The sequence below is a fragment of the Catenulispora sp. GP43 genome (assembly GCF_041260665.1).
Taxonomy (GTDB): Bacteria; Actinomycetota; Actinomycetes; order Streptomycetales; family Catenulisporaceae; genus Catenulispora.
The window spans coordinates 44,009-66,352 of the sequence record NZ_JBGCCT010000039.1 but is presented as its reverse complement, the minus strand read 5'-3'; the positions used below and the strand labels follow the sequence as shown (position 1 = coordinate 66,352).

At 69.9% G+C, this 22,344-nt stretch carries 24 protein-coding genes, 1 tRNA gene and 1 pseudogene; 22 read left to right on the top strand and 4 right to left on the bottom strand.

The window, feature by feature from the left end; translation table 11 throughout:
• Positions 1 to 72: 72 nt before the first annotated feature.
• Complete coding sequence (locus tag ABH926_RS46835) at positions 73 to 591, bottom strand: tetratricopeptide repeat protein (RefSeq protein ID WP_370373797.1); 519 nt, start codon at positions 589 to 591, stop codon at positions 73 to 75.
• A 106-nt stretch (positions 592 to 697) separates the two neighbouring features.
• Between ABH926_RS46835 and pgi the strand changes: the two genes are divergently transcribed.
• The 12 genes from pgi to rdgB all read left to right on the top strand — a co-directional run bounded on the left by pgi (position 698) and on the right by rdgB (position 11,075).
• Positions 698 to 2,359: a glucose-6-phosphate isomerase gene (gene pgi, locus ABH926_RS46830; protein WP_370373728.1), complete on the top strand. Its 1,662-nt coding sequence runs from the start codon at positions 698 to 700 to the stop codon at positions 2,357 to 2,359.
• A gap of 151 nt (positions 2,360 to 2,510) precedes the next feature.
• On the top strand, positions 2,511 to 2,609 hold the full coding sequence (locus ABH926_RS46825; RefSeq protein ID WP_317623733.1) for a putative leader peptide: 99 nt from the start codon (positions 2,511 to 2,513) through the stop codon (positions 2,607 to 2,609).
• Positions 2,610 to 2,733: 124 nt separating this feature from the next.
• On the top strand, positions 2,734 to 3,006 hold the full coding sequence (locus ABH926_RS46820) for a MoaD/ThiS family protein (RefSeq protein ID WP_370342065.1): 273 nt from the start codon (positions 2,734 to 2,736) through the stop codon (positions 3,004 to 3,006).
• 34 nt (positions 3,007 to 3,040) lie between these two features.
• Positions 3,041 to 3,988 carry a PLP-dependent cysteine synthase family protein gene (locus ABH926_RS46815; RefSeq protein ID WP_370373726.1) on the top strand — a complete coding sequence of 316 codons (948 nt, stop codon included), beginning with the start codon at positions 3,041 to 3,043 and terminating at the stop codon, positions 3,986 to 3,988.
• Between the two features lie 160 nt (positions 3,989 to 4,148).
• On the top strand, positions 4,149 to 5,348 hold the full coding sequence (locus ABH926_RS46810; protein ID WP_370373724.1) for a hypothetical protein: 1,200 nt from the start codon (positions 4,149 to 4,151) through the stop codon (positions 5,346 to 5,348).
• A gap of 213 nt (positions 5,349 to 5,561) precedes the next feature.
• Positions 5,562 to 6,458, top strand: coding sequence for a 3-methyladenine DNA glycosylase (locus ABH926_RS46805; RefSeq protein WP_370373795.1), 897 nt, complete (start codon positions 5,562 to 5,564; stop codon positions 6,456 to 6,458).
• A 119-nt stretch (positions 6,459 to 6,577) separates the two neighbouring features.
• Positions 6,578 to 7,474: a glutamate racemase gene (gene murI, locus ABH926_RS46800; protein WP_370373722.1), complete on the top strand. Its 897-nt coding sequence runs from the start codon at positions 6,578 to 6,580 to the stop codon at positions 7,472 to 7,474.
• Positions 7,471 to 8,244 (top strand): MBL fold metallo-hydrolase, encoded by a 774-nt coding sequence (locus ABH926_RS46795; RefSeq protein ID WP_370373720.1) that lies wholly within the window; start codon positions 7,471 to 7,473, stop codon positions 8,242 to 8,244. The genes murI and ABH926_RS46795 overlap by 4 nt, the downstream gene beginning before the upstream one ends.
• A gap of 73 nt (positions 8,245 to 8,317) precedes the next feature.
• Positions 8,318 to 8,809, top strand: a complete 492-nt coding sequence (locus ABH926_RS46790) for an indole-3-glycerol phosphate synthase (RefSeq protein ID WP_370373718.1) — start codon at positions 8,318 to 8,320, stop codon at positions 8,807 to 8,809.
• Between the two features lie 208 nt (positions 8,810 to 9,017).
• Positions 9,018 to 9,749: a ribonuclease PH gene (gene rph, locus ABH926_RS46785; RefSeq protein WP_370373716.1), complete on the top strand. Its 732-nt coding sequence runs from the start codon at positions 9,018 to 9,020 to the stop codon at positions 9,747 to 9,749.
• A 78-nt stretch (positions 9,750 to 9,827) separates the two neighbouring features.
• Complete coding sequence (locus ABH926_RS46780; RefSeq protein WP_370373714.1) at positions 9,828 to 10,403, top strand: hypothetical protein; 576 nt, start codon at positions 9,828 to 9,830, stop codon at positions 10,401 to 10,403.
• Between the two features lie 54 nt (positions 10,404 to 10,457).
• Positions 10,458 to 11,075 (top strand): RdgB/HAM1 family non-canonical purine NTP pyrophosphatase, encoded by a 618-nt coding sequence (gene rdgB / locus ABH926_RS46775; protein WP_370373712.1) that lies wholly within the window; start codon positions 10,458 to 10,460, stop codon positions 11,073 to 11,075.
• Between the two features lie 60 nt (positions 11,076 to 11,135).
• On the opposite strand, the gene ABH926_RS46770 is transcribed toward rdgB, so the two are convergent.
• Positions 11,136 to 11,987, bottom strand: a complete 852-nt coding sequence (locus ABH926_RS46770) for a DUF4190 domain-containing protein (RefSeq protein ID WP_370373710.1) — start codon at positions 11,985 to 11,987, stop codon at positions 11,136 to 11,138.
• A 74-nt stretch (positions 11,988 to 12,061) separates the two neighbouring features.
• A tRNA-Leu gene (locus tag ABH926_RS46765) sits at positions 12,062 to 12,144 on the bottom strand.
• A gap of 315 nt (positions 12,145 to 12,459) precedes the next feature.
• Here ABH926_RS46765 and ABH926_RS46760 point away from each other — a divergent pair.
• The 6 genes and pseudogenes from ABH926_RS46760 (at position 12,460) to ABH926_RS46735 (ending at position 16,655) form a co-directional block, all read left to right on the top strand.
• The gene (locus ABH926_RS46760) at positions 12,460 to 12,642 is read left to right on the top strand and encodes a hypothetical protein (protein WP_370373709.1); all 183 of its coding nucleotides are present in this window, start codon (positions 12,460 to 12,462) and stop codon (positions 12,640 to 12,642) included.
• Positions 12,623 to 12,853 (top strand): hypothetical protein, encoded by a 231-nt coding sequence (locus ABH926_RS46755; protein WP_370373708.1) that lies wholly within the window; start codon positions 12,623 to 12,625, stop codon positions 12,851 to 12,853. The genes ABH926_RS46760 and ABH926_RS46755 overlap by 20 nt, the downstream gene beginning before the upstream one ends.
• Positions 12,854 to 13,380: 527 nt before the next feature.
• A complete protein-coding gene (ltrA, locus tag ABH926_RS46750) occupies positions 13,381 to 14,874 on the top strand; it encodes a group II intron reverse transcriptase/maturase (protein WP_370373706.1) in 1,494 nt (497 codons plus the stop codon).
• Between the two features lie 120 nt (positions 14,875 to 14,994).
• Positions 14,995 to 15,274: pseudogene (locus ABH926_RS46745) on the top strand (site-specific integrase); the annotation flags it as partial.
• A 118-nt stretch (positions 15,275 to 15,392) separates the two neighbouring features.
• The gene (locus ABH926_RS46740; RefSeq protein WP_370373704.1) at positions 15,393 to 15,989 is read left to right on the top strand and encodes a hypothetical protein; all 597 of its coding nucleotides are present in this window, start codon (positions 15,393 to 15,395) and stop codon (positions 15,987 to 15,989) included.
• A gap of 135 nt (positions 15,990 to 16,124) precedes the next feature.
• Positions 16,125 to 16,655, top strand: a complete 531-nt coding sequence (locus ABH926_RS46735) for a hypothetical protein (RefSeq protein WP_370373702.1) — start codon at positions 16,125 to 16,127, stop codon at positions 16,653 to 16,655.
• 10 nt (positions 16,656 to 16,665) lie between these two features.
• On the opposite strand, the gene bcp is transcribed toward ABH926_RS46735, so the two are convergent.
• Positions 16,666 to 17,154, bottom strand: a complete 489-nt coding sequence (gene bcp, locus ABH926_RS46730; RefSeq protein WP_370373793.1) for a thioredoxin-dependent thiol peroxidase — start codon at positions 17,152 to 17,154, stop codon at positions 16,666 to 16,668.
• Between the two features lie 44 nt (positions 17,155 to 17,198).
• Between bcp and ABH926_RS46725 the strand changes: the two genes are divergently transcribed.
• From ABH926_RS46725 to ABH926_RS46710, 4 genes are all read left to right on the top strand, one after another.
• Positions 17,199 to 17,558, top strand: coding sequence for a co-chaperone GroES (locus ABH926_RS46725; protein WP_370373700.1), 360 nt, complete (start codon positions 17,199 to 17,201; stop codon positions 17,556 to 17,558).
• Positions 17,559 to 17,664: 106 nt separating this feature from the next.
• Positions 17,665 to 18,834, top strand: coding sequence for an AI-2E family transporter (locus tag ABH926_RS46720; RefSeq protein ID WP_370373699.1), 1,170 nt, complete (start codon positions 17,665 to 17,667; stop codon positions 18,832 to 18,834).
• Positions 18,835 to 18,955: 121 nt separating this feature from the next.
• Positions 18,956 to 20,425 carry an NAD(P)/FAD-dependent oxidoreductase gene (locus ABH926_RS46715; RefSeq protein ID WP_370373698.1) on the top strand — a complete coding sequence of 490 codons (1,470 nt, stop codon included), beginning with the start codon at positions 18,956 to 18,958 and terminating at the stop codon, positions 20,423 to 20,425.
• Positions 20,426 to 20,589: 164 nt separating this feature from the next.
• Positions 20,590 to 22,344: an MFS transporter gene (locus ABH926_RS46710; protein WP_370373697.1), complete on the top strand. Its 1,755-nt coding sequence runs from the start codon at positions 20,590 to 20,592 to the stop codon at positions 22,342 to 22,344.

Here is a 22,344-nt window from a genome sequence, read left to right as displayed (position 1 = left end):
GTCCTAGCACCGAGATGGTGACGGAACGCGCACACTTTCGGCACAGGGTGTGCCACGACCTGCGCGATCTTGCTATTCGACGGCGTCGAGGTCCTTCGCATAGTGCTCGATGGCGGCCCGGTAGCCCTGGACCCCGGCGTCGGAACTCGTCGCCGCCAGCACCTCCAACAGCGTCCGCATCGCCTCGTGGTGCTCGCCGACGTTGTACAGCGCCATCGCCGAGAACGTCCGCAGAGCGTTGTCCTCAGGGAACTCCGCGATCCCGCGCCGGAACACCTCGACCGCCTCCGGATACCGGCCGAGACCCCGCAGGGTGCTGCCGTATCCGAGAAACGCGCCGCGCCGGTCCTCGTCTGACAATCCGTCCAATCCGTCCAATCCGTCGCCTGCGAGTGCGAGTTCGTAGAACGGCACTGCCTCGGCCTCCAGTCCGAGGACGTCGTGGGCCCATGCGGTCTGATACGCCACCTCGGCATCCGCCGGGAACTCGGCGCTCAGTGCCACCAACGACTGCCGCGCCTGTTCCCGCTCTCCGGCGCCGCGCAGCGCCACCGCCTCGGCCAGCCGCTCGTCGCGGCCCTTCTCGATCATCGTCATAACCGCCGGACCCTACCCGTTCACCTCGTCGCCAGGCCTTCGCTCAGGCGCGGCGATAGGGTTTCAACCGCCGATACAGCACGTCGCTAGGAGGACGCCGATGACCGAGAAGCTCACCGATCTGCCGCAGTGGAAGGCGCTTGAGACGCACCACGCGGAGTTCGACCGGGTGAACCTGCGCGAGCTGTTCAAGACCGACCCGGGCCGCGCGGAGCGCTACTTCGCGCAGGCCGGCGACCTGTCGGCGGACTACTCCAAGCAACTGGTCACGGACGAGACCCTGCGGCTGCTGCTGGACCTGGCGCGTGAGCGCGGGGTGTTCGAGCTGCGCGACAAGATGTTCCGCGGCGAGAAGATCAACCTCACCGAGGACCGCGCGGTGCTGCACGTCGCCCTGCGCGCGCCGGAGACCGAGCGCATCGAGGTCGACGGCGAGGACGTGGTGCCCGCGGTGCACGAGGTGCTCCACCGGATGGCCGCCTTCTCCGCGCGGGTGCGCAGCGGCGAGTGGACCGGCGCCACCGGCAAGCGCATCAAGACCGTCGTCAACATCGGCATCGGCGGCTCCGACCTGGGCCCGGCGATGGCCTACGAGGCGCTCAAGCCGTACAGCATGCGCGACATGCAGTTCCGCTTCGTCTCCAACGTGGACGGCGCCGACCTGTACGAGGCCACGCACGACCTGGACCCGGCCGAGACCCTGTTCATCGTCTCCTCCAAGACCTTCACCACGGTCGAGACCGTCACCAACGCCACCTCCGCCAAGAAGTGGCTGCTGGCCGGCCTCGGCGGTGACGCGATGTCTGATGGCGGCCCCGCCGCAGGGGCCATCGCCAAGCACTTCGTCGCGGTCTCCACCAACGCCGAGGCGGTGTCCGCCTTCGGCATCGACACCGACAACATGTTCGGGTTCTGGGACTGGGTCGGCGGCCGCTACTCCTACGACTCGGCGATCGGCCTGTCGCTGATGATCGCGATCGGCCCGGAGCGGTTCGAGGAGATGCTCCAGGGCTTCCACACCATCGACGAGCACTTCCGCACCGCGCCGGCGGAGCAGAACCTGCCGGTGCTGCTGGGCGTGATCGGCGTCTGGTACCGCAACTTCTGGGACGCCCAGACGCTCGCGGTCCTGCCGTACTCGCACTACCTCTCCAAGTTCACCGCCTACCTGCAGCAGCTGGACATGGAGTCCAACGGCAAGTCGACGCGCCGAAACGGCGAGCTGGTGGAGTGGGAGACCGGCCCGATCGTCTGGGGCACCCCGGGCACCAACGGCCAGCACGCCTACTACCAGCTGATCCACCAGGGCACCGCGCTGATCCCGGCCGACTTCATCGGCTTCGACCGGCCGATCGAGGGCACCGACCCGTTCGGGCAGCACGACGCGCTGATGGCGAACTTCTTCGCCCAGACCGAGGCCCTGGCCTTCGGCAAGACCCGCGAGCAGGTCGAGGCCGAGGGCGTGGCGGCCGCGCAGGTCCCGCACCGCACCTTCCGCGGCAACCACCCGACCACCACGATCACCGCCCGCCGCCTGACCCCCTCGATCCTGGGCCAGCTGGTCGCGCTGTACGAGCACAAGGTGTTCGTGCAGGGCGCGATCTGGGACATCGACTCCTTCGACCAGTGGGGCGTCGAGCTGGGCAAGGTGCTGGCCAAGAAGATCGTCCCGGAGCTGTCCTCGGACGGCGCGCTGGAGCACGACTCCTCGACCAACGCCGCGATCGGGCGCTACCGCGCCGACCGCGAGTCGGGGAAGTGACACGCCTCACCCCGCAGCCGCTGTGACCGCCGAGGGCTCGCCGGCGCCTCCCGCAGGCGCCGGCGAGCCCTCGGCGCGTGCCGGGCGGCCCCGGGTCTCACCGCTCGGGAACCGGGGTCCGCTCGCTGGCCGGGATGAATATCATGGGGGTATGCGTTCTCCCGGCATGGACCCGACGGTGCTGCTCGTCGCGCGCCGCCATGTCGACTTCGGCCGGCTGGCCAGCGCGCTGTGTCGCCGGGGCGCCTGAACCCGCGACCCGCACCGTCCCCCGCGGTTGAGCCGCAGCCCTGGCTGCCACACGCCTTCCCGCGGGGCCTCCCATACGCTCTGCCCGCCTGTTCCGCCCTTTTCCCACGAGGAGATGACCGGCCATGTCCGTCAGCGTGTCGATCCCGACCATCCTGCGCACCTACACCGACGGCGCCAAGCGCGTCGAGGCCGAGGGGACCACCCTGGCCGCCCTGATCACCGACCTGGACGCCCGGCACCCCGGGCTCGGGGACCGGCTGCTGGACTCCGGCGAGCTGCGCCGGTTCGTGAACGTTTACAAGAACGACGAGGACGTGCGCTTCCTCGGGGGCCTGTCGACCCCGCTCACCGACGGGGACGCGGTCACCGTGCTGCCCGCCGTCGCCGGCGGCTGAGGCGGGACGCGGGAAAGCCACGAGGGCGCCGACGATGCGCTACGACTCGCTCCTGGACTCCGTGGGCCACACCCCGCTGGTGGGGCTGCCCACCCTGTCGCCCTCCCCGGAGGTGCGGCTGTGGGCCAAGCTCGAGGACCGCAACCCCACCGGCTCGGTCAAGGACCGGGTGGCCCTGGGGCTGATCGAGTCCGCGGAGAAGGAGGGCCGGCTCAAGCCCGGCGACACCATCCTGGAGCCCACCTCCGGCAACACCGGCATCGGCCTGGCGATGGCGGCCAAGCTCAAGGGCTACCGCCTGATCTGCGTCATGCCGGAGAACACCTCCGAGGAGCGCCGGCAGATCCTGCGCATGTACGGCGCCGAGATCATCTCCTCGAACGCCGCCGGCGGCTCCAACGAGGCGGTCCGGGTGGCCAAGGAGCTGGCCGCCGAGCACCCCGACTGGGTCATGCCCTACCAGTACGGCAACCCCGCCAACGCCCTGGCGCACTACCACGGCACCGGCCCGGAGCTGCTGGCCGACCTGCCCACCATCACCCACTTCGTCGCGGGCCTGGGCACCACCGGCACCCTCATGGGCGTCGGCCGGTATCTGCGCGAGCAGAAGCCGGACGTGCAGATCGTCGCCGCCGAACCGCGCTACGACGAGCTGATCTACGGCCTGCGCAACCTCGACGAGGGCTTCGTCCCGGAGCTGTACGACGAGTCGGTCCTGACCACCCGCTTCTCGGTCGGCGCGCACGACGCCCTGCGCCGCACCCGCGAGCTGCTGGCCGCCGAGGGCGTCTTCGCGGGCATCTCCACCGGCTGCGCGCTGCACGCGGCGCTCGGTATCGCGCGCAAGGCGGTCGAGGCGGGCGAGGGCGCGGACATCGCGTTCATCGTCGCCGACGGCGGCTGGAAGTACCTGTCCACCGGCGCTTACGAGGGGACCCTCGACGAGGCCGAGGACCGCATTGAAGGTCAGCTCTGGGCTTGATCTGATCGCCGGCTCTCCTGCGGCGGTGGCTATGACGGCAGTCGTGGCCACCGCCGTTTGATCTTCCACCGACCCCGAGGGCTGGCCTGATCTGCGGCGACGTTAGGATTCCCCCGCTCTTCAGCTTTTACGATCAAGCACCATCAAGGGTGGGAAACTCATGCCCCGCAAGCAGATATGGTCCGGCGCCGTGCTGGCGGCCGTGGCCGCGTCCTCGCTCACCGGCTGCTCCCTGAAGGGATCGGACGGCACGCCCCAGTCCTTCGCGCAGCTGTCCTCGCTCAGCGCCGGACAGGCGATCCAGGCCGCGGACTTCGCCGTCGCCTCGCACCCCACCGCAAAGGTGCACACGGTGCTGACCAGCGCGACCGCCTCGGAGACCTCCGACGTGGTGGCGAGTTTCGACGACCACCCGTCGCTGCAGGGCACGCTGGTCATGAGCCAGACCGACCCGTCCGACCCGAGCGCGCAGGCCGCCGGCCCGGCCATCCCGATCCGCTACGCGGACGACGTGATGTACATGCAGATGGGCGGCGTCCCGCAGATGGCCGCCCAGATGGACGGCAAGCAGTGGCTGAAGATGGACCTGCAGGCCATGGCCCAGGACCCGAACACCGCCTCGTTCGGCACCGACGTGCTGGAGAACACCTCCCCGAGCAAGGGCCTGACCATGCTGGCGGCCAGCAAGGACCTGCACGCGGTCGGCGCCGAGCAGCGCGGCGGCGTCCAGACCATGCACTACGCCGGCACCCTGGCCGGCGACGACGTCACCGACCCCAACGTGGCCGGCCGCAACGGCCTGACCGCCGACGACGCCGCCACCGTCAGCGACGCCCTGGCCCAGGGCCTGGTCACCAAGCTGGGCTACGACGTGTGGCTGGGCGCCAACGGCCTCCCGGTCGCGATGACCTTCACCGAGACCACCCCCAACGGCAGCATGACCGGCGAGATCGACTACAGCGCCTGGGGCACCTCGGTCGCCGTGGCGCCGATCCCCGACACGCAGAGCGCGGACTTCGTCGCGATGGTGAAGCAGGCCGAGGCCGCGCAGAGCGGATCGCAGGACTCCGGGAGCGGCAGCTCGACGCCGACCAGCCCGGCGAGCTCGGAGGGGTCCGCCGCGCCGAGCAGCCCGAGCAGCCCGACCAGCCCGGCCGCGCCGAGCACCCCGAGCACGCCCGGCACGCCCAGCAGCCCGGCGGCGCCGAGCGTTCCGAGCACACCGGGCGCCCCGACGCCGACCGGCCCGGCGAGCACCTCCTCGACCTCCTCGAGCGGCACCTCGAGCAGCTCGAGCAGCTCGTCGGCGTCGAGCAGCGCGTCCTCGGCGCCGTCGGGCACGTCGAGCTCGGGCGCCTGAGCATCCGGATGCCGCCGGGCCGAGCTGCGATTCGGTCCGGCGGCATCCGCCGGGTATCGCCATCGAGCAGATCGGGCTCCGGCGCCTGAGCAACCGGATGCCGCCGCCGCACCGCGATTCGGCCCGGCGCCACCCACCAGGTACCGTCGAAGCGTGAGCGTGGACCAGGCTGAGCAGCATGTCGCGACCTCGACATCGACCTCGACCGGGCCCCTGACCGCGACCGCCGTCCTGCCCGAGCCCGTCTGGCAGGCCCGCGAAGCCGCGCACCAGGCCCGCGTCGCCGCCTGGACCGACCCCCATCTGCGCCGCCGCGCCGACAACGAGGCGCATCCGGTCATGGACTTCCTGTTCACCTACTACTCGCACCGCCCCGCGCGCCTACTGCGCTGGCATCCCGGCGCCGGCGTCGTACTGGCCGGCGGCGCGGCCCGTGAGCGGTTGGCCTGGCGCGGCTACCGCGAGACCCCCGAGGGCGTGGCCCTGGATCCCGCGGAGTTCACCGACGCGCGGCGCCGTACCGCCGAGTTCCTCCGCGCCCTGCTCGCCGCCACCGCGGGGCGGGAGCCGCGGCTGGCCTGCTTCGGGCTGCACGAGTGGGCCATGGTCTACCGCCTCGAGCCCGAGGAGGTGCGGCACTCCGCGCGCCGGCTGCGCCTGGGCTCGGCCGGTACCGACGAGGTCGTCGAGACCCAGCACATCCGCTGCTCCCACTTCGACGCCTACCGCTTCTTCACCCCCGACGCGGTCCCGCTGAACACCCTGCGCCCGACCCGCGACGCGCAGGTCGCCAACGAGCAGCCCGGCTGCCTGCACGCCGGTATGGACCTCTACAAGTGGGCCTACAAGCTGGACCCGTTCGTGCCCTCCGAGCTGATCGCCGACTGCTTCGCGCTGGCCGCCGAGATCCGCGAGATGGATATGCGCGCCAGCCCCTACGACCTCGCCGAGCTCGGCTATGCTCCGATCGCCGTCGAGACGCCGGCCGGCCGTGCCGAGTACGCCGCCATGCAGGCCGAATTCGCCCGGCGCGGCGCCCCGCTGCGGCGCCGGCTGATCGACGTCTGCGACGCCCTGCTCGCCTGGGCCGCGCCGACCGTGGCCGCCTGACCCCGCGGACGCTCGCCGCAGGTCAAGCGGCCCGTGAGCAAAACCACCGCTGAGACGGTGGCCACATCGACCGGCCCGATCGCGGACGCTCTGCGCGGGGAGCCGTACTCTTTTCCCTCATGGCCGCACCACTGCCTCCGTTCATCGACCCGGCCTCCCGGGACGCGCCCATCGGCATCTTCGACTCCGGCTTCGGCGGGCTGACCGTCGTCCGGGCTCTGCTGGACCAGCTGCCCCACGAGGCCGTCAGCTACTTCGGCGACACCGCGCGCCAGCCCTACGGCCCGCGGCCGATCGCCCAGGTGCGCGCGTACGCCCTGGAGTGCATGGACAAGCTCGTCGAGTCCGGGGTGAAGATGCTGGTCATCGCGTGCAACTCGGCCTCCGGCGCGGTGCTGCGCGACGCCCGCGAACGCTACGAGATCCCGGTGGTGGAGGTCATCCGGCCGGCCGTGCGGCTGGCCGTGGCCGCCACCCGGAACCAGCACGTCGGCGTGATCAGCACCCGCTCCACCCGGCGCTCGATGGCCTACGTCGACGCCTTCGCCGCGGCGCCGCAGATCCAGCTCACCACCCAGGAGTGCCCGCGCTTCGTGGAGTTCGTCGAGGCCGGGGAGACCGCCGGCGAGGAACTGCTGAAGGTCGCGCACGAGTACCTGGACCCGGTCGCGCAGGCCGGCGTCGACACGCTGATCCTGGGCTGCACGCACTACCCCCTGCTCACCGGCGTCATCTCCTACGTGATGGGGGACGACGTGATCCTGATCAACAGCGCCGAGGAGACCGCCAAGGACGTCTTCCGCGTCCTGGCCGAGAACTCGCTCATGCGTCCCGGCGACCTCCCCGAGCCGACGCACACCTTCACCACCACCGGCGACCCGGACCAGTTCCTGCAGATCGGGCAGCGTTTCCTCGGCCCCGAGATCGGCCACGTGCACCAGGGACTGCTCCCCGCCGCATCACAAGATGCCGCCGGCACCGAATCCCGATACGCCACAGTTGCGGAGACCCCATGAAGCTCACCGTGATCGGATCCTCCGGCTCCTTCGGAGGCCCCGGCAACCCGTGTTCGAGCTACCTGGTCGAGCACGACGGCCACCGGATCCTGCTGGACTTCGGCAACGGCGCGCTCGGCGAGCTGCAGCGGTACGGCGACGTCTACGACCTGCAGGCCGTGATCCTGTCGCACCTGCACGCCGACCACTGCGTCGACATGTGCGGGTACTACGTCGCGCGCAAATACCGGCCCGGCGGCGAGCCGCTGCCGCTGCTGCCGGTGTGGGGCCCGGCCGGCACCCGCGAGCGCATCGCCAAGGCCTACGACACCGACGACGCCGAGTGCGAGTCGGTCTTCGACTTCCGCAACGTGCTGGAGGGCGCCCCGGAGGGCGCGACCGGCAACAGCTTCGAGATCGGGCCGTTCTCGGTGCGCGTGGTGCGCGTCGACCACCCCGTGGAGGCCTACGCCATCCGCCTGGAGGCCGGCGGGAGCACCCTGGTCTACAGCGGCGACACCGGCCCCTGCGCCGCCCTGGACCACCTGGCCAAGGGCGCCGACCTGCTGCTGGCCGAGGCCTCGTTCCAGGAGCCGCGCGACAACGGCCTGCTGGGCCTGCACCTCAACGGCCGCGAGGCCGGCGAGAGCGCGACCGCCGGCGGCGTCGGGCGGCTGGTGCTGACCCACATCCCGCCGTGGACCGACGCCGAGCTGAACCGGGCCGCCGCCGAGGCCGCCTTCGACGGCGAGGTGTTCCTGGCCACGCCCGGCGCCGTCTTCCACATCTGAGACCATGATGGAGAGATGAGGGGAGCGGCGCCCGCCGCCGCCCCCGCGCAGCAACGCCGGAGAGGACCCGACTGTGCCGACCACCATGCTCATCGTCGAGAAGACGATCAACCAGCACGACCTGGAGTACGTCGTCGGCCTGCACGCCGACAACGTCGAGGAGGGCATGGACGCCGAGAAGTACGTCATCGTGGTGCCCGTCGGCAAGGAGAACGGCAAGGTCCTGGCCACCCTCGACGACCTGGCCCTGGGCAACTTCAAGGGGGCCGAGGAGGACTCCCACGGCGAGCCGCTGAACGAGGCCGTCGTGGAAGCCCGCGCGATCATGACCGCGACCGTCGAGGCCTTCCAGAAGGTCGGCGCCCAGGCCACCGGCGAACTGCTGGCCGGCCCGCCGGTGGAGGGGCTGAAGGAGATCGCGGCCAAGTACCTGGTCGACGAGATCATCGTGCTGACCGTGCCGCACCTGGTCGAGGAGTTCTTCCACCGGGACCTGGCCTCCCGGCTGCGCAAGGCCACCGACCTGCCGACGCTGCGGCTGCTGGCGCACGTGCAGCTGGACTGACGCGGCGCGGGCCGGCGCAGTTCCGGCGCGGCCCTGCTCGACCCGGCGCGGCCCTGCTCGACCCTGGCGCTGCTCGGGTTCCCGCATGGCCCGGCCCAGCCCTGCCCGGCCCTGCCAGCCCCCGGCGCGGCCGCGGCGGGGCCCGGCGGCGGCCCCGCGCCCGGCACCGTCGGCGGCGTCGGCCCCATCGGTGGGCTAGGGTCTTCACATGTCAGCAGCACGCGTCGACGGCCGCAAAACAGGCCAGCTCCGTCCGGTCACCCTGACCCGCAAGTGGTCGATCCACCCCGAGGGCAGCGTCCTCGTGGAGTTCGGCCAGACCAGGGTGCTGTGCACCGCCAGCGTCACCGAGGGCGTCCCGCGCTGGCTGCGCGGCACCGGCAAGGGCTGGGTCACCGCCGAGTACGCGATGCTGCCCCGGGCCACCAACACCCGCGGCGACCGCGAGTCGGTCAAGGGCAAGGTCGGCGGGCGCACCCAGGAGATCTCCCGGCTGATCGGCCGCGCGCTGCGCGCCGTGGTGGACACCAAGGCCCTGGGCGAGAACACCATCGTCGTGGACTGCGACGTGCTGCAGGCCGACGGCGGCACCCGGACCGCGGCCATCACCGGCGCGTACGTGGCGCTGCAGGACGCGGTCACGTGGATGCGCGACAAGAAGATGATCAAGGCCACCAAGGAGCCGCTGACCGGTTCGGTGTCGGCGGTCAGCGTCGGCATCATCGACGGCGTGCCGATGCTCGACCTGTGCTACGAGGAGGACGTCCGCGCCGAGACCGACATGAACGTCGTGTGCACGGCCGACGGCCGCTTCGTCGAGGTCCAGGGCACCGCCGAGGGCGCGCCCTTCGACCGCACCGAGCTGGACGCGCTGCTCGACCTGGCCGCCGCCGGCTGCCGCGAACTGGCCTCGCACCAGGTCAAGGCACTGCTGAGCTGACCGCAGGTAACCACCTCTTATATTGTTCGGAGCCCCGCGCAAGCCGGGGCTCCGATGCTTTCCACTGGGGGTGGGCTCATGACCGTGCGGCTTCGCGCGAGCGTGATACCGGGACTGCTGGCCCTGACCGCGCTGTCGCTGACGGCGTGCGCGTCGCAGGGCACGATCGGGGCGGGCACGTCCGGCGGGCCGGTCCCCGGCGCGGACAGCTCCACGGTCGCGTCGGGCTCGGCGAGTGGCTCCGCCTCCGACGGCACCAGCACCAGCACCAGCGCTCCCTCCTCCGCCGACACCGGCTCGTCGGCACCGTCGGGCTCCCAGGACCCCTCGGCCCTGGCCTCGTCGCTGAAGACGCTCAACCAGCTGTGGACCGACCCCGGCTGCAAGGAGGCGCTGGCCGGCTTCGGCGACTATGTGTCCGCGCAGGAGAAGAGCACGCTGCAGGGCGTCGCGACGATCCCCGCCTCAGTCCAGAAGATCCGCCTCGGCGCACAGCAGACCAAGAAGCCCGGTGCCGCCGACGCGATGAACAAGCTGGCCACCGACATGCAGGCCATCGTCGCGCAGGCGCAGCAGGGCAAGACCCCGGATAACGGGCCGGTGAAGACCGACTTCCAGGTGATGGGCAACATCTGCTCGCAAGGCAATCAGTAGGACGGCCCACAGGCGGCCTACAGGCGGCCCATAGGCGGCCATAGACTGGCGCCCATGCGCCAGATCGTCCTCGCGACCCGCAACGCCAAGAAGATCACCGAACTCCAGCGGATCCTGCTCGCCGCCGGCCTCGACGACGTCGAACTCGCCGGCCCCGAGCTGTACGCGGCCCTGCCGGAGATCCCCGAGACCGGCCTGACCTTCGCCGAGAACGCCCTGATCAAGGCGCGCGCGGTGGCCGCCGCGACCGGCCTGCCCGCCGTCGCCGACGACTCGGGCCTGTGCGTGGAGGCGCTGAACGGCATGCCCGGCGTCCTGTCCGCGCGCTGGTCGGGCCGCTTCGGCGACCTGCCGGACGGCCCCGGCCGCGACGTGTCCAACCTGCGGCTGGTCCTGGACCAGGTCGCCGACGTCCCCGACGAGGCCCTGGGCGCGAACTTCACCTGCGCGGCCGCCTTGGTCCAGCCCGACCATACCGAGCATGTGGTCTCGGGCGTCGTGACGGGCCACCTGATCCGCGCCCCCCGCGGCGACGGCGGCTTCGGCTACGACCCGATCTTCGTCCCGGAGGGCGAGACCCGCACCACCGCGGAGCTCAGCCCGCAGGAGAAGGACGCGATCAGCCACCGGGGCCGGGCGTTCCGGGCCCTGGTGCCGCTGCTGAAGGGCTGACCGAGAACGGCGACGGCCGCCGCTGACCGGGGCTTCGGGTCGGCGGCGGCCGCGTTCCTGTTACTTGCCGATGGTGCAGAGGTGGTCCATCTGCTGCAGATCGGAGCTGAGCTTGTCCTGGTCACCGTGGCCGGCGGCGATCGCGGCGTAGTCGTCGTGCACGGCCTGCACCGTCGAGCGCACATCACCGCGCTTGGACTCGGAGGCGGCCTTGGCCAGATCGTCGACGAGCGTGCCGAGGTCGTTCTGCACGGCGCTCGTGTCGCCCTTCTGCGAGTCGGCGTCGATCTGCTTGGACTGCTGCAGCACCGCCGTCTTCCCGCGCGTACACCCCGGATCCAGCGCCGACGGCTTCGAAGCGATCGCCGCCCCCACGAGCACCGCACCGGCGGTCACCAGAATGGACAGCACCAGAGCCGTGATGGCCAGCCCGCGCCCCCGCGCCTTCCCCTTGGCGGTCTTCACCATCCCGATGATGCTCAGCACCAACCCGGCGACCGGCACCCAGAACAGGCACAGCGCGACGATCGCGACGGCACTGGTCACCGTCGGCCGCGGCGGCGGATAGCCGTAGCCGTAGGCCGGCGGCATCGGCCCGGGACCCGGCATCGGCCCGGGACCCGGCATCGGCCCGGGACCCGGCATCGGCCCCGGTCCCGCCCCCGGTATCCCACCTGGCCCGAACTGCGGCGCCGACCCCGGCCCGGAACCCGGCATCCCGCTCGGCGGCGCGTACGGAGAATCCGGCTGCGGGTTGTACACCGGTGAGGTCTGCGTCGGAAGGCTCTGCTCGGGCGTCGCCGGATACCCGGGACCCGGCGCACCCGCCGCCCCGAACTGCCCCGGCAGCGGCGCCTGTCCAGGCGGCGCCGGCGTGCCGAACGGATTGGGTTCGTTCGTCGGTGTGCTCACGGTCGGGCGTCCCCCAGGCTTCGTCGTGATCTCCAGTCGTTGACGGAGCCTAGCGGGATACCACCTGTGGCGAGTGCCGGCTGGGGGATTCGAACCCCCACGATCAAAGATCAACAGCTCCTAAGGCTGCCGCGTATACCTGTTTCGCCAAGCCGGCTTGATATTTGTGAGGCATTATTCCCAGTGCCTCGTCCGATAGCCCAGGCAAGGCTATCAGCCGAAAGCGCCGCATTCACGCCCGCTTCTTGCGGCAGAAGGTCGGCGTGGCCGCATGGCAGTTCGGGCAGAGGAACCTGAGGTTCTCCAACGCCGGGGAATTGCGTTCGCTGCATGATCAGACCGGTGCCGACCTGCCTGTCTGGGCGACCGAGGGCAAGCTCTTCAGATCGCCAGAGGACGCTATGGCCTGCCACGTTGTCGCCCGGCGCGCATCAGATGAACGATTCGAGCATCCGATGCGCAGGAGGGACGGGTGGCGACCGAGACGTTGAGCGAGGGGTCCGCTCGCCTGGTTCTGCTCGACGGTGTCGCGCTCCTGCACCCCGAAGACATGGTGTTCGAGGCGATGCTGGAGGGCTGGTCCCGACAGCAGCTCGGCGGCCGGCGCCTTCAATCGAGCCGACGTGGACGAGTGGATGGCGTACCTGGTCGGTGAGCTGAAGCTCGCCGGATCCACGATCCGCGGCTATCAGACGACGCTCTGGCTGCTCTGTGACTACGTCACGTCTCCGCACTACCAGTGGCCGGCCGAGTGCGAGGCTCGCTTCGGTACCCATCCCGTCCAGATCTGCCACGAGTGGAAGTGCGCCACGAGGCGCTGCTGTTTTCGGATGGAGGTGGAAGACCCCATCGGTTCGCCGTCGTAGCGGCGGGCTGAAGCTGGAGGCAGCCTGAGCCGGGGATCGCCGGTGAGGGCGGGAGCAGCCTCGACAAAGTCGTGTCGGCCCAGCACTGCCAGATGGGTCGGGCGCGGTGAGCGAGACGGGAAGGTATACGCGAGGAACCGGTGTTGTTAAGCCTCTTGATGTGGAACCAGCTCAAATCTGGCGGATATGGGCTGGGTGGCGGTGCGCACCCGCTCCTCATTGCGAGCGGGGAACTCTCTGTCTGGGTCTTTCCAGTCTGGGACAGGAGGCCGCGGTGAATGGCTACGGCGTAGTCGCGGCGATACCGCAGGGGCAGAGCCGGGTGCCTAACTCGTCGACCGGACAGCAGTGAACGTGGGAACCGCCTGCGCGCGTTCCTCGGAGTCCTCTCAGCCAGAGGGGACGGCGGGGATAGGTGCGATGCCGACCGAAGGTCTAGGCGGGGCGGAGCCGTCGTAGTACTCCGAGGCCGGGAGAGCCGGCCGCATGGGGAAGGACGGCAGCATGTCAGACAGGGAGGGAAAGCAATGTCCGAAGACGCGCCGGTGAACACCGGCGCCGTGCAGTGGCCGAGTGTTGAATCGGCACTGCTCACGGTACGGAGTATGCAGACCAAACTGCACCATTGGGCGGGGGCTGATGCCTCCCGCCGTTTCGGTGACCTCTACAACCTCGTCTGTGACCCGGCGTTTCTGATGCACGCGTGGGAGCGCGTCGCCTCCAACGCCGGGGCGCGGACCCCGGGGATCGACCGGGCCACGGTGGCGCGGATCGAGACCGGGATCGGGGTGGAGGGGTTCTTGGGCCAGATTCGGGACGCGCTGAAGTCGGGCGAGTTCCGGCCGGTCGAGGTGCGGCAGGTGATGATCCCCAAAGGGAACAGCGGGAAGCTCCGGAAGCTCGGAATCCCCACCGTCGCCGACCGCGTGGTCCAGGCCAGCCTGAAAGCAGTTCTCGAACCCATCTTCGAGGCGGACTTCAAGCCGTGCTCGTACGGGTTCCGCCCCAACCGGCGGGCGCACGACGCCATCGCCGAGATCTACTACTGGGCGTCCGCTCCCAGGAAGTACGAGTGGACGTTAGAAGCCGACATCGAAGCCTGTTTCGATCAAATCTCGCATCCGGCTTTGATGGACCGGCTCCGGCTGAGGATCAGCGACAAGCGTGTGTGTACGTTGGTGAAGGCGTTCCTGAAGTCCGGGGTCATGACGGCTGCCGGGGATCGGGAGGAGACGCTGACAGGAGCTCCGCAAGGCGGGATCCTCTCGCCGCTGCTGGCGAACATCGCCTTGTCGGTGCTGGACGAACACTTCGACCAGCAGTGGCAGCAGGAGATGGGAACCCAGTGGCAGCGCACCAAACGCAGACGAAACGGCCTCGGGCTGTGGAAGCTCGTCCGCTTCGCGGACGACTTCGTCCTCATGGTGGCCGGTGAACGCCATCATGCCGAGGCCCTGCGGGAGGAGGTGGCCGCCGTACTGGCCCCGATGGGGCTGCGGCTGTCGCCGGAGAAGACCCGCGTGGTCCACATCGATGAGGGCTTCGACTTCCTCAGCTTCCACATCCGCAGGAAACGGAAGCGGGGGACGCAGAAGCAGTACATCTACACCATGCCGTCTACGAAGGCCGTCCAGGCCGTCAAGGACAAGGTGAAGGCGAAGACGTACAGGTCAACCCGCCACATGCAGCTGGACGAGCTGCTTGTCAGCCTCAACCGGCTGTTACGCGGGTGGGCGAACTACTTCCGGCACGCGGCGTCCAAGAACGCGTTCAACGCGATCGACTCCCTGGCCTGGAAGCGGATCATGCGATGGATCCGCCACAAATACAGGCAGGGACGTCGCGGGCTGGGGATGAACGAGCTCCGCCGTCGCTTCTGCGACCGGGGCTGGCGGTTCGCCCACAACGGGGTGGTGTTCACCGGCGCATCCAGCGTCACGGTGTTCCGTTACCGCTACCGCGGCAACACGATTCCCACCCCGTGGCCCCCGAGACCGGCAGTCCCCGCCACCGGGGACTGACTAATGGCCAAGGCATGTGGAGCGCCCGATGCGCGGAGACGCGCACGTCGGGTGCGGGAAGGCGGCTCAGGGAAACGGACCGGTGGCAACACCGATACCGCGCCCTGGGCCGACCTCACCACCGCGGCGCACCTGCTCGACTACGAGGGCGGTCCAGAGCGGCGGCCGACGACCCGTGAGGAGATCCAGGCGTTCCTCGACCACGCCGACGCTCAGGTCGAGCGGGCCGTGCGCAGCGGCCGCAAAGGAGCCATGGCTGCTTACCGGGACGCCGTCGGTATTCAAGGTGATCTATGGCTGGGGTCTGAGATGCACCGAGACCGCCAAGCTGGACGTCACCGACTTCGGTCGCAACCCCAAGGCCCCCGAGCTGGGACGATTCGGCATGCTGCTGGTGCGCTAGGCACCGCGAAGCCGAAGGATTCGGCGCCGAGTACGCGGCGGATCTCAATCGCCGACACGGGCGGTGACGACATGCCGCGTTCTGGGTTGTCGGCCGCGATCTCTAGCCTGCGGGTATGGGATTCAACGGAGAGGTCCTGGTCGGTCAAGGCGGGGCCTTCATCGACGCACTCACCCAGGTCTGGAACTGGGACGAAGAGGTATCTGCTGACTGGCCACTGCGCGATGGATGGCACGCGGTGCAGGTCCGGACGCCGGCTTTCGGCGACGAGTTGGCCGAACTCGCCGATGCTGCCGGCGGGCCAGTACTGGCCTGCTTGGTCTTCGAGAGCGGCATGGGCCACATTCGGGGCATCAGCGACGCCGGGCAGTGGGAAGCCTGGCTGAACCCGGGCTATGCGGCACACCTTCGCGCCTGGAACACCGTGAACGACGAGATCGGCGGCGGCGTCTACCCCGATGGCACCCCGCAGGGTCACGCCCGAGTCGAGCAACTCGAATCGGAGTACGCCGCCGAACTCGATGCCGGTCGGCCCGCCGCCGCAACGGCTGCGGCCACATGGGCGGCGCGGTCCGGGCTGCACGTTGATGCAGGCCGGCTTGAGGAGATCCTTGCGACCCGATGGGAGCCGGCCGCGCAGCGGGGCTTCTTCGCGATGCTGGCAGTGCTCGGCTTGGCTGACCCGGAGGATGGGGACAGCGAAGCGGGCTGAGACTGCCTGGCCTCGGCTCGGGACCTTCCCGACTGCGCGGCATCGAACGGCAGTGCTGGCTTCTGAAGCCCTATTCCGCACGTTCTGATAGCCGTGACTACTAGTCGGCCGGTTGTCGGTGCTATCGCCGCTGATGTGGTCGATCTCCAGCGTGATCAGTCGGCCGCGCCAGTCTGGTCCGCCATCGCAGATCGCGCAGCGGTAGGTGATGCCGATCTCGATCATGGCGGCACGGAGCAGCGCGGTCCTCGTCCGCCTGCGGGCTGTCGGGTCGGCGATGAGGACGTCGGCCGGAGTGCGCTGCCGCCGACCGCCGACGCGACCGCCACGAGCATGTGCCTGTCCGAGGACATGCGACACGTCCACCCCCTGCTCGGTGATGCGTTCGCGGTAGTGGCGGCGGAAGGTGGCGGTGTCCGCGACTCCGAGCATCCTGGCGACTTGAGCGACACTGCGTGCCTGGCTGACGGCGACCGCGAACTCAGCTGTGGGCACTTCTTCGAGTCGCTGGCGGCTTCTCCGCCTGAGCGACTCGAAGTGCGAGATGTCGATCTCGTACCGGCGCAAGAGTCGGCCGATGCGTGCCTGGGTCCCTCCTACCTCCATGGCACCCAGACGCCGGACGACTTCAGCGATCGAGTTCGACTGTGCGGCGGCCTCTTTTGATCGGCCGTGGCTACTCGTCCAACCCCAGATCCCGCCGCAACTTCGCGACATGCCCCGTCGCCTTGACGTTGTACTGCGCCACGTCCACCTTCGCGGTGCCCTTCGGGTCCACGTCCAGCACGAACGTCGATCGGATCACGCCGACCACCGTCTTGCCGTACAGCTTCTTCTCGCCGTACGCGCCGTACTCCTCCAGCACCGCCTTGTCCGGGTCGGACAGCAGGGGGAAGGTCAGGGCGTCGCGCTCGCGGAACTTCGCCAGCTTCTCCGGCTTGTCGGGGGACAGGCCGAGGACGGCGTAGCCCTCCTTCTGGAAGGAGGCGATGTTGTCGCGGAAGTCGCAGGCCTGCTTCGTGCACCCCGGGGTCATGGCGGCGGGGTAGACGTACAGGATGACCTTGCGGCCGGCGAAGTCGGCCAGGTTCACGGACGTGCCGTGGTCGTCGGTCAGGGTGAACGCGGGGGCGGTGTCTCCGGGGTTGAGTTTCACGCGTTCCAGGCTAGACGAGGGGTCCCCCGCCCACCCGCCGGAAGCAGACGGGCATGGTCCGGTGCGATAACGTCACAAGCGTGAGTTCAGGAGAGAAGCTTCCGATCCGGATGCTGCACGACCGCGTGCTGGTGCGCGAGGACCCGGAGGCGGGGGACCGGCGCTCGTCCGGCGGCATCCTCATCCCCGCGACCGCCCGGGTGGGCAACCGTCTGGCGTGGGCGGAGGTCGTGGCGATCGGTGCGAACGTGCGCACGATCCAGGTCGGGGACCGGGTGCTCTACGACCCCGCCGACCGCGGTGAGGTCGAGGTGCGCGGTACCGACTACGTCCTGCTCCGGGAGCGAGACGTGCACGCGGTGGCCGCCGAGCGGCTCGGCGAGGGTGAGGGCGACACCGGTCTGTATCTCTGACCGTGTCCGACCGCTGTTGCTGACCGCCGTCCCCGACCGGCGCCCGCACTGAGCTCGTCACCGACGGGTTACCCGTAGACCACTCACGTCCCCTAAGGTCGTGGGCATGGCCGGTGAACAGGCGACCTCGACGCGCGCCCCGAAGCCCTCCAGCGCGCCCCCGGCCTCGAACGGCTCGGCCGCGCAGAGCCCGGGCGTCCGGGCCGGCGCCGGCCCCGGCTCGGACGAGCCGCCGTCGCTGTCCGCCATGCCCGCCGGCGGCTGGTTCGCCTTCGCGTTCTGGCTCGCCGCCGGCGCCATCACCGCCTACGCCCTGGTCCACCTGATCTCGGGCCTGGGCAGCCTGCTGTCGATCCTGCTGCTGGCGGTGTTCTTCGCCACCGCGCTGGATCCGATGGTCACCGGGCTGGTGCGCCGCGGGCTGCGCCGCGGCCTGGCCGTGGCGGTCGTCGCGCTGGCCGTGCTGGCCCTGCTGGCCGGGTTCGTCGCGGTGGTCTTCCCGCCGGTCGACCGGGAGGTCAACTCCCTGATAAACGCAATCCCCAGCTATCTGAACGACCTGCGCAACAAGTCCACGTACCTGGGCAAGCTGGAGAACAAGTACCACCTGATCGAGAAGGCCAAGTCCTGGATCAGCGCCAACAAAGCCGGGACCCTGGATCTCAACGGCATCCTCGGCGCCGGCAAGGCGGTCTTCTCGCTGCTCACCGGGACCCTGGCCGGGATCGCACTGACCTTCTACTTCGTCGCGAACATGCCGGGCATCAAGAACTTCGCCTACCACCTGGTGCCGGTCCGGCGCCGGCCGCGCGTCTCCGAGCTCTCCGACCGGATCCTGGCGCAGGTCGGCAAGTACGTGATCGGCCAGATGATCATCGCCTCCATCGCCGGCTTCTTCACCTGGGTCTGGGCGATGGCGTGGTCGATCCCCTATCCGGCCGCGCTGGGTGTGGTGGTCGCGCTGTTCGGGCTGGTGCCGGTGGTCGGCTCCTCGATCGGCGGCGCGGTGGTGACGCTGGTCGCGCTCACCATCTCGGTGAAGGTGGCGATCATCACGCTGGCTTACTACGTGGTGGCCCGCCTGGCCGAGGACTACCTGATCGCCCCTAGGGTCAACCGCCGTACGGTGGACGTCCATCCGATGGTCACCATCCTCGCGGTGCTGGCCGGAGCGGCTCTGTTCGGGATCGTCGGGGCGCTGGTGGCGATCCCGGCGGCGGTGGCGGTCAAGCTCATCGCCACCGAAGTGCTTCTGCCCCGCATCGACGAGATGTGATACGCGACCCTTCGATAAGGCATGATCTCCCCTATCGGGTGAGACCCGAGACGCGCATCGCGCGGCGCGTTCCGGGAATGGGGTGGGACTACTACTGTGGGCGTTCTGATGGATACCAACGATGGCCGGTAGGGCCGATCTCGTCGTGCTCGGCGCGGGCCCTGCGGGCCTGGCCGCGGCGTGGTACGCGGCGCGCCGGGGCCTGTCCGTGGACGTGTTGGAGCGGGCCGAGACCGTGGGCGGGATGGCGGCGTCCTTCGACGTCGCGGGCTTCCGCGTGGACCTGGGCAGCCACCGGCTGAACCCGGACCTGCCGGAGAACATCCTGGCCGATCTCAGATCCCTGATGGGCTCGGATCTGCAGACCCGCTACCGCAACGGCCGGCTGCTGGTGGGCGACCGCTGGGTCACCTATCCCTTCAAGCCGCGCGAGCTGGCCAAGTCGATGCCGGCGGTGCCGATGGCGCGTGCCGCCTTCGACGCCGTGGCCGCCACGTGGCGCGGCAAGAAGCAGATCGCCGCCGCCGACTCCTACGCGGAGCTGATGCGCGCCGGCTTCGGGCCGACGATGTACAAGCAGGTCTACGAGCCCTACGCGGCCAAGCTCTGGGGTGTCTCCGGCGAGGACCTGGACATCGACCAGGCCCGGCGCAAGGCCGGCTCGCAGACGATGTGGGGCGCGCTGGTGCGCAGCGTCCGCAACTCGATCGCCAGCGAGTCGCTGGCCTACCTGTACCCGCGCCGCGGCTTCGGCCAGCTCTGTGAGAGCCTCGCGGACGCCGCGATGGAGGCCGGCGCGCGCATCCGCCTGGGCGCGGCGGCCGAGCACCTGGCGGTGGACGCCGACGGCGTCAGCGTGACCCTGGCCCGCTCGGAGTTCCACGGCTCGGCCGCCGAACGCGGCGGCTGGTCGGGGGAGCAGCACTGGGCCGAAGGCGGCTCGGACATCCGGGCCGACCACGTCTTCTCGACCATCCCGGTGCCGCTGCTGGCCCGCCTGACCTCGCCCGGCGCGCCGTACGAGGCCGTGGAGGCCAGCGGCAAGCTGCGCTTCCGCGCGATCCTGCTGGTCTACGCGGTGCACGCCGGAGGCCGCTGGACCGACTGCGACGTCCACTACATCCCGGACGGCGACACCCCGGTCACCCGCATCTCCGAGCCGGCGAACCACCGCTTCTCGCCGGACGATCCGGTCGAGCGGACCGTGCTGTGCTTCGAGATCCCCTGCGACATAGGGGACGACCTGTGGGCCGCGGACGAGGACCAGCTCGCGAACCTGATCCGGGAGACGGTCCGCCGCCTCGGGCTGCCGCACCTGAACCTGGAGTGGGTGCAGGTCAAGCGGATGCGCCAGGTCTACCCGATCTACCACAAGGGGTACCGGGAGGCCTTGTCCGACCTGGACTCCTGGGTCGAGTCGCTGCCGCACGTGACCACCTTCGGCCGGCTGGGCCTGTTCACGCCGGACAACACGCACCACGCGCTGATGATGGGCTACGAAGCCGCCGAGGCGCTGGGGACCGGGGAGTGGGACCAGCGGATGTGGTCCCAGGCGCGGGACCGGTTCGCGCAGCACGTCGTCGAGAGCTGACATCGGTTGTGACACGGATCACGCCGTGTCCGTGTCACAACGAGATGTGAGGTATCAGACGCCTCCCACCTCGGCGTACTGTCACCGGCCCCCTCTAGCCTGGACTGCAATCTGAGATTGAGTCCGAAGCCTGAGGGGGCTGACGAGGCATGGCCGATATCGACATGAATCCTCCTGAAGAGATATCCGAGGAGATGCCGGGGGACATAACCACCCCCGATCCCAAGCGCTGGCTCGCGCTGGCGGTCATCCTGTCCGCGGCGTTCATGGACCTGCTGGACGTGACGATCGTCAACGTCGCCATCCCGTCGATCCAGAGCCAGATGAAGGCCGGGTACTCGGCGATCCAGTGGATCACCGCCGGCTACGCGCTGGCCTTCGCCGTGGTGCTGATCACCGGCGGCCGGCTCGGCGACATCTTCGGCCGCAAGCGGCTGTTCCTCATCGGCATGACCGGCTTCACCATCGCCTCCGCGCTGTGCGGGGTGGCGGCCACGCCGGGCATGCTCATCGGCGCGCGGGTCCTGCAGGGCGGCATGGCGGCGCTGATGGTGCCGCAGGTCATGGCGATCATCCACGTCACCTTCCCGGCCGAGGAGCGCGGCAAGGTGATGGGCATGTTCGGCGGGATCGTCGGCTCGGCCGCGGTCGCCGGCCCGATCGTCGGCGGCCTGCTGGTGCAGTGGAACATCCTGGGCCTGCACTGGCGCCCGATCTTCCTGGTGAACCTGCCGGTCGGGATCTTCGGCCTGATCGTCGCCTTCCGGGTGATCACCGAGTCCAAGGCGCCGCACGCCACCAAGCTGGACCTGCCCGGCGTCGGGTTGTCCGTGGCCGGCCTGTTCATGCTCGTCTTCCCGCTGATGCAGGGCCGGGACCTGGGCTGGCCGCTGTGGGGCTGGCTGATGATGGCCGCCGCGGTGCCGGTGCTGGCCGTGTTCGTGCTCTACGAACGCCGCAAGGGCCTGCGCGGCGCCTCGCCGCTGGTGGAGCTGAGCCTGTTCCGCTTCCGCTCCTTCGCCTCCGGCATCCTGACCAACCTCACCTTCGCCACCACCCTCGGCGTCTTCTTCCTGGTCTGGTCGCTGTACATGCAGCTGGGCCTGGGCTGGACGCCGCTGCACGCCGGCCTGACCGGCATCCCGTTCTCGATCGGCGTGTCGGCCGCGGCCGGCATGTCGGTGCAGTTCCTGGTGCCCAGGTTCGGGCGCAAGGTGGTGCAGTTCGGCGTGCTGCTGATGGGCGGCGGCCTGGTGCTGTACATCGAGATGGCCAAGCACCTGGACCTGTCCTTCACCTCGCTCCAGATGGCGCTGCCGCTGCTGATCACCGGGGTGGGCATGGGCCTGGTGGTGGCCCCGATCTTCGACCTGATCCTCACCGACGTGCCGACCCGCGACGCCGGTTCGGCCTCCGGCCTGCTGAACACCAGCCAGCAGCTGGGCCAGGCCTTCGGCATCGCGCTGACCGCGCTGGTGTTCTTCAACATGATGGGGACGAACGCCGCCAAGGCCGTGGACGGCCAGAAGCCCGCGGTCACTCAGCAGCTCGCGGCAGCCGGAGTGCCGGCGCAGCAGGCGGACCAGATCTTCGCGTCGTTCAAGCAGTGCGCGGTGGACCGGGCCAAGGAGAAGGACCCGAGCAGCCGGCCGGCGTCCTGCCCGGACCCGGCGCACCCGGACCCGGACCAGCCGCCGGCGGTCGGGAGGATCCTCGCCGCCCAGGGCGTCCGGGCCGGGCAGCAGACCATGGTCAACGGGTACGAGACCACGCTGTGGTTCGTCGCCGGGGGACAGTTCCTTGTCTTCCTCCTGATGTTCTTCCTGCCGAAGAACGTGCGCGCCAAGGGTCCGGACGGATCCTCCGGCGCCGGCGGCGACACCGGTTCCGAGGACTTCGCACCTGTGTTCGCACACTGA

Coding starts and splice junctions, on each gene's coding strand:
- ABH926_RS46820 (WP_370342065.1), top strand. CDS start 2,734: ATGTCCGTCAGCGTGTCGATCCCGACCATCCTGCGCACCTACACCGAC.
- ABH926_RS46825 (WP_317623733.1), top strand. CDS start 2,511: ATGCGTTCTCCCGGCATGGACCCGACGGTGCTGCTCGTCGCGCGCCGC.
- ABH926_RS46835 (WP_370373797.1), bottom strand. CDS start 591: ATGATCGAGAAGGGCCGCGACGAGCGGCTGGCCGAGGCGGTGGCGCTG.
- ABH926_RS46780 (WP_370373714.1), top strand. CDS start 9,828: ATGACCGTGCGGCTTCGCGCGAGCGTGATACCGGGACTGCTGGCCCTG.
- ABH926_RS46815 (WP_370373726.1), top strand. CDS start 3,041: ATGCGCTACGACTCGCTCCTGGACTCCGTGGGCCACACCCCGCTGGTG.
- ABH926_RS46795 (WP_370373720.1), top strand. CDS start 7,471: ATGAAGCTCACCGTGATCGGATCCTCCGGCTCCTTCGGAGGCCCCGGC.
- murI (WP_370373722.1), top strand. CDS start 6,578: ATGGCCGCACCACTGCCTCCGTTCATCGACCCGGCCTCCCGGGACGCG.
- ABH926_RS46740 (WP_370373704.1), top strand. CDS start 15,393: ATGGGATTCAACGGAGAGGTCCTGGTCGGTCAAGGCGGGGCCTTCATC.
- ABH926_RS46710 (WP_370373697.1), top strand. CDS start 20,590: ATGAATCCTCCTGAAGAGATATCCGAGGAGATGCCGGGGGACATAACC.
- ABH926_RS46725 (WP_370373700.1), top strand. CDS start 17,199: ATGGTCCGGTGCGATAACGTCACAAGCGTGAGTTCAGGAGAGAAGCTT.
- rph (WP_370373716.1), top strand. CDS start 9,018: ATGTCAGCAGCACGCGTCGACGGCCGCAAAACAGGCCAGCTCCGTCCG.
- rdgB (WP_370373712.1), top strand. CDS start 10,458: ATGCGCCAGATCGTCCTCGCGACCCGCAACGCCAAGAAGATCACCGAA.
- ltrA (WP_370373706.1), top strand. CDS start 13,381: ATGTCCGAAGACGCGCCGGTGAACACCGGCGCCGTGCAGTGGCCGAGT.
- ABH926_RS46720 (WP_370373699.1), top strand. CDS start 17,665: ATGGCCGGTGAACAGGCGACCTCGACGCGCGCCCCGAAGCCCTCCAGC.
- ABH926_RS46715 (WP_370373698.1), top strand. CDS start 18,956: ATGGCCGGTAGGGCCGATCTCGTCGTGCTCGGCGCGGGCCCTGCGGGC.
- ABH926_RS46810 (WP_370373724.1), top strand. CDS start 4,149: ATGCCCCGCAAGCAGATATGGTCCGGCGCCGTGCTGGCGGCCGTGGCC.
- ABH926_RS46755 (WP_370373708.1), top strand. CDS start 12,623: ATGGCGTACCTGGTCGGTGAGCTGAAGCTCGCCGGATCCACGATCCGC.
- pgi (WP_370373728.1), top strand. CDS start 698: ATGACCGAGAAGCTCACCGATCTGCCGCAGTGGAAGGCGCTTGAGACG.